Genomic DNA, 5,400 nt, shown 5'->3' with positions numbered 1-5,400 from the left:
ATATTAGCCTTCAACAAACCTATTCTATATTTATATGTAGGATCTTTTATTGTATCCTTTTTTGATGCGACAACTTCATCAAAAAAATCAATACAAATCTTTGAAAATGCTTTAAGATTTCTCATATAAACTACTTAAATATATATTTGCATTCAAAGACATAGGTATTTCGTCAGATTCTAATTTATCAACTATCTCCTCATATGATAAACCAATACTTACCAACTCTCGCAAGATTTCTCGGTACTGTTTGGGAATCTCTCTATTGCCGAAAACTTCATCAGTCAAAACTGTTAAATTTTCTCCAAATGTCTCTATTCCTAATTTTCGTACTGAAAAATATTCTGCCTCTTTTTCAACGACAAGCACATTTTTTGATAATAAATCTCTAATTATTAAGGGAGAATGTGTAGCAACTATACAATAGGACTGAAACTCTGTTACAAGATCATAAATTGTATTTATTAATTGAGATATTGCATTTGGGTGCAAATGCGTTTCTGGTTCGTCGTAAAGTATAATAGAATCATATCTAATGTTAGCAACAATTTCAGTAATAATATATAGTAATATACTCTGTCCTGAGCTTAGCAACTTCCGTGTAGTACTGAAACCAGTATAATCAAAAGTGTAATTTCGTCTCTTTTTTTTAATGAATAAGTCGATTATATCACGTTCAATAAAATTGTACAACAATTCTACCCACGTAGACATTCTTTCTTGTTCCTCTAGTTTTTTTCTAGAACTATGAAACCTCAAAACTAATCCCTTATCAGTAATTCTCTCTCCCGCACTGTCTCTAAGCCCACAATATACATAGTTAAATGAGGATGTTTTTCTAGGTATTTCAAAAGAATCAAAAGCGCTGTAAGAAACAGCAATTACTTTACTGAAGGATGGATATTTTGGAGAGAATTTCTCATTCTTTTTTTGTGAAATATCTAAGGGAAGAGAAGTCATGAATTGTGTTTTTCCTGTCCCATTTTTACCAATCATTGCATAAATCCTATTGGAAGATAAACCTTTATCACTAAACCTAAAATCTATCTCAACCTTATTTTTAGCAAATTTTGGTTGAAAATTGTATTTAAAGTTGTACAAGTTTTCCAAGTCATAATCATAAATACTGAACTTAGCAGTTCTCAGTAACCTCTCAACTTCATTATAACGAATAAGCGAAGTATTAAAACTGCTATCATTTTCAAATTTTTCAGCAATATCAGGAAAAAAAGCAGCATCTTTAAGTGCCCACAAAAAACTCTCTAAATTTTTTCCTAGATTTTCCTTTAATTTATTATAGAATTTTTGCGATTGTCCTAACGTACAAAATTGACTGTTTAATAAATAAAAAGGTTGGGGTAAACTTCTGAGTTCATCTATAACTACATTAGTTTTTTTTGATATAATTTTTGTCGAACCAATATAATAGTCATATCCTTCAATATCATAAAAAAACAAATCAAATTCTGTCTGAAGATTAAAATCATTCCATCCCTCATTCCAAACAAGCACCATCGAAGGCAAAACATTCGGTTTTACGTGCGAATTTCTTCTATCTGAGCGACCAGTTGGATTATCAATAAGAAAAATTGGAATTTTATTCTCATTTATATCATTCGGCTCATCGACTTTTAATTTTTGTATAGTATAAACCGGAAGCTGTAATTCATTATATTCTTTTAAATAATAAGATAAATTCTCTTTTTCTAAATAAGGATTGATTAGAAAATAAATTTGATAAATACTATCCTCATTTTCTCTGACATCTGGAGAAATAATTACATTTAAAAAGCTAATAAATTGTTTTGTACTAATTTCTAAAATTTCTAACTTCTCAAAAAAGAGAAACTCAAAATCCCAATCATCATTACGTAACATATATTGCGCCACATCATCTAGGGCATTCTTTCTGTTTTCTTCAGAAGGCATATTTTCCAAATCCCATATTAACAAAAGAAAATCTGTTATGGTAAAATTATCCGTTAAGTTAAAAGGATTTGATATTGAAAGTATTGTTTCAATAATACTTTTTTTGGCAACCTTTGAAATTTTCATTAGATATTGTTTTCACTAAAATAAAAAACTTACTTTATATTTTAGATATTATTCTAAAAAAATTACTAAATCCAACTTAGTTCCTAAAATAAATTTTACATTTAAGAATAATAGAATAATTGCAAATTAATTTAATTTTACAATTTAAAAACTATCTCACAAACTTACTTAATAAGATAGATGAAAAAAAATAATCCTATTGACATTTTAGTGGAAAATTTAATAAAGCAATTTTCTCAAATAAATAACTTTTCATTAACACAAGATGATCCTCTTGGTAATAAGATGTTTAATTTTGTAGTTAAACATATTTCGGAAATAAACTCATTCAAGAACTTGTTTATCCAATATTTTCTACCTGCGGCATCAAGAGCTTCACAAGATTTCCAAAGAAACTTAAACTCTTCAAAATACAAGCATTTAATTAATATTTCGAGTCATGAACTCAAAGAAAACTATTATGAAACAATCAGATTAGGATATGTTGGTGCATATCATAAATATGAAGGTTATCTCAAAGCTCTTTTACGAATTCTAAATGAGTTTTTTAAAGAGATTGATTTTGAAAAGAATTTTTTGGACTTAAATTCATATCTAAAGAAATTAATAGATAAAGATTTACTCAAAACAATTAACTCATTTAAAATTTCTGAGAAAATAAATTGGATTTCAAATTGTGTAAAACATTACGACGGCTTTCCTATTAAGGAGCCAATCCCAGATTATTTAAAAAATTTAGATAGTTCGAAGAAAATCGAAATTGAATCTGCTTAGTTTAAAGCAGACCTTGATAATTTGGCAGCGCAATGTCAGCTAATCTTAAGCATTCTATTTATGGTTGGTTTTCATCAGTTTTTTAGTCAAGAATTTGTGTTAATAAAAGATCAGTTAAAAGTAGAAAATCAACAACCTGAAAAAGTAAAAAAAATTACGGATGATCTTTTATTTGTAATTTCCGGCTTTTTCGGGTATAGAAAAAATGATGCAGAAAGGGGACAAGAATCATAATAGTAAAATTCTGCAGTTAAAACTTTAATTTTAATTAAATCGAAAAAAATAAAACTATTGGATCAATTAATAAAACAATTAATTACCGAAATTATTCTTGAGAATTCTGAAGTGATCAGTATTGCTGTAAAAGTCGAAATAAATTTGAAGGATGGCTTAAGTTTGAATTAGCTAATAAATTAGAGAAACAAAAATTCACGGATGTTTTTGTTGAAAGCTCATATGAAAGACGGAAAGATAGATATGATTTATCTTTTTTCAAAGATAATGATTTCTACAGCGTGGAACTAAAAACACCAAACACAAATTGGAATATACCGGGTGTAAAAAGTTGTCGAAGACCTATAACAAAGAATTTTAATTCTATTATATCAGATACAAAAAAGCTTAATTCGAATTTTGGAATTATTGCATTTGTTTTATTTCCTATCCCTACAGATTGCGATAAGTGGTATTCTTATTTTTACAGAATAAAAGAGAATTGTGATTTACAAATTGATATCGAAAAAAATTGTAATAGAATTAACATCACCTTTGACAAAAACAATAATAATTGTGATTTAATAGTTTGCAGCTATTTTTCAAAAATTTACAATAATTGGCTTTAAATCTGTAAAAGATTTGTTAGCATTAATTCTTAGTTTTATCTATTCAACTTTATATCTTTTTCTTAACTTTTCTCTCATTTTATGCCTTTTCAAAAAAACATCTTCATCTACTGTAGTAGATTTAAATACTAATAAGTCAATAGAAAAAGCTAAAAATGTTAAAAGCATCGGAATATTATAATATATATATTCCCACATATCATCAATATTTTCCTGAGTACCAAATATGAAATTTAAGTTTTGTTTCTCTGTTGCTGATACTGGATTTCTATCTGTATATAAATGAATTGCATTATTAGTTATGTTAAATAAGCTATCTCCAAAATCTTTGTCAAAAATGTACTGATACAAGTCTTCATTATTAAATAAATCATTAAGCAAGTAGTTTGTCTTTAGTATTAAATCTCTTTTTTCATTTGGTGTAGTTTTTATAGGGTCGAATCCTTCAAGGTTGTTGAATTTATCAATAAAATCAGATTCGTTTAGAATTCTCATAACAAGAATTAAAATTTCCAAAAAAGGTTTTCTAAGCAATGTAAAACACACTGTCATTCGCATTTTTAGTGAACATAAAAGACTTTCTTGTATAAAGTAACAGGTTTCCATTATTAGCGATAGAACCAACTGTGTTCTAACGACCTTTGTCAATTCATTAGTAAATCCTAATTCTGACATTCTATCAAACAGATGTTCATCTGAAACATTTATTTTGTCAATTATATCTTTGGAAAATTCAAATGTTTGTACTTTTAGTTCAATGAATCTTTCATCAAGGATAAGTTCTTCGATTTGACTTATAACAAACTCACAATAGCTATGCTTTTTCCAGTATTTTTTTGGCAAATAGTAATATTCAACTCTTTTTGTCATCCTCTTATTTTTATAAATGTAATTTTATAATCATAAATAAATTTAATATAAAATAAGTAATTTAGACTTATTTGCAATATACTTAGCAATATGAAAAAATTTACTAGTCCTGATGGTGTTTTTGAAATAGATATCCCTGTGGGATGGGATTATAGAAATGAAATTGTGGGTTTAGAAAATTCTCCACCATTCAGCTTTGAACCATTTAGAAATTCTATTGGGTGTTTTCAAGTAAGTCATTATAAAAAGGAAAAAAAATAAATATCAACGATTCAGAAATAAACATGAATATTTTGAAAATAATCTCAAATTTATAAAACAAGTGATTAATGAGAATGATGAGTTTGTAATTCTGGTATGGGCCACAACGGTAAAAGATTATTTTTTCATGGCAAAATATGTTTACCAGAAGACCAAGGTGATTAATGATAAACTAGAAAAAGAAATTGAGAAGGTCGAGAACTCCCTAAAATCATTAATCTGTATAGAACCAAACAGCCGTATATTAGCAACTCATCTCTTCCGTTATGAAAAGTTCGTAGCATCATTAGGAGCAACTTTTGATTTAAAAGTTAAAGCAATTGAAAATCAGTCAGCCATAGAGCTTATTATTATAAATGCCAATCAGATAGATGCTTATCTTAGACTATCTATTGTTTTAAAATATCAAATTTTAGATAACACAAAATTATTTAGAATAAAATATCTTTTTCAAGATCATAAGGACAAGCCAATAAATGAAAAAAATATTTATAGAGAAGCTCAAGAGATGAAAATCATAGATATTGATCTGTACAATGAATTATTTGAACTTTACAATGAAAGAAATAAAATTGTACATAGATATATTATTACAGAT

General features: G+C 27.0%; 6 protein-coding genes. 4 read left to right on the top strand and 2 right to left on the bottom strand.

Annotation, left to right across the window (positions count from 1 at the left end; all coding sequences use genetic code 11):
- Positions 1–111 precede the first annotated feature (111 nt).
- Positions 112–2,055 (bottom strand): AAA family ATPase, encoded by a 1,944-nt coding sequence (locus DD829_RS17530; protein WP_116547994.1) that lies wholly within the window; start codon positions 2,053–2,055, stop codon positions 112–114.
- Positions 2,056–2,235: 180 nt separating this feature from the next.
- On the opposite strand from DD829_RS17530, the gene DD829_RS17525 reads away from it, so the two are divergent.
- Both DD829_RS17525 and DD829_RS23790 read left to right on the top strand, forming a co-directional pair.
- On the top strand, positions 2,236–2,829 hold the full coding sequence (locus DD829_RS17525) for a hypothetical protein (protein WP_116547993.1): 594 nt from the start codon (positions 2,236–2,238) through the stop codon (positions 2,827–2,829).
- A gap of 60 nt (positions 2,830–2,889) precedes the next feature.
- On the top strand, positions 2,890–3,063 hold the full coding sequence (locus DD829_RS23790; protein ID WP_165814884.1) for a hypothetical protein: 174 nt from the start codon (positions 2,890–2,892) through the stop codon (positions 3,061–3,063).
- Positions 3,064–3,710: 647 nt separating this feature from the next.
- Here DD829_RS23790 and DD829_RS17520 read toward each other — a convergent pair.
- Complete coding sequence (locus DD829_RS17520) at positions 3,711–4,541, bottom strand: hypothetical protein (protein WP_116547992.1); 831 nt, start codon at positions 4,539–4,541, stop codon at positions 3,711–3,713.
- A 90-nt stretch (positions 4,542–4,631) separates the two neighbouring features.
- Here DD829_RS17520 and DD829_RS23785 point away from each other — a divergent pair, with 90 nt between their 5' ends.
- Together DD829_RS23785 and DD829_RS17515 are read left to right on the top strand one after the other, a co-directional pair.
- Positions 4,632–4,802, top strand: a complete 171-nt coding sequence (locus DD829_RS23785; protein WP_165814883.1) for a hypothetical protein — start codon at positions 4,632–4,634, stop codon at positions 4,800–4,802.
- 127 nt (positions 4,803–4,929) lie between these two features.
- Positions 4,930–5,400, top strand: a 471-nt coding sequence (locus tag DD829_RS17515; RefSeq protein ID WP_228408234.1) for a hypothetical protein, incomplete at its 3' end; no start/stop codon positions are given.

This window comes from Chryseobacterium sp. HMWF035 (assembly GCF_003094695.1).
Lineage (GTDB): Bacteria > Bacteroidota > Bacteroidia > Flavobacteriales > Weeksellaceae > Chryseobacterium > Chryseobacterium gambrini.
The sequence above is the reverse complement of the archived record's forward strand: the minus strand, read 5'-3'. Positions and strand labels throughout refer to the sequence as shown.

Coding starts and splice junctions, on each gene's coding strand:
- DD829_RS23790 (WP_165814884.1), top strand. CDS start 2,890: ATGGTTGGTTTTCATCAGTTTTTTAGTCAAGAATTTGTGTTAATAAAA.
- DD829_RS23785 (WP_165814883.1), top strand. CDS start 4,632: ATGAAAAAATTTACTAGTCCTGATGGTGTTTTTGAAATAGATATCCCT.
- DD829_RS17520 (WP_116547992.1), bottom strand. CDS start 4,541: ATGACAAAAAGAGTTGAATATTACTATTTGCCAAAAAAATACTGGAAA.
- DD829_RS17530 (WP_116547994.1), bottom strand. CDS start 2,055: ATGAAAATTTCAAAGGTTGCCAAAAAAAGTATTATTGAAACAATACTT.
- DD829_RS17525 (WP_116547993.1), top strand. CDS start 2,236: ATGAAAAAAAATAATCCTATTGACATTTTAGTGGAAAATTTAATAAAG.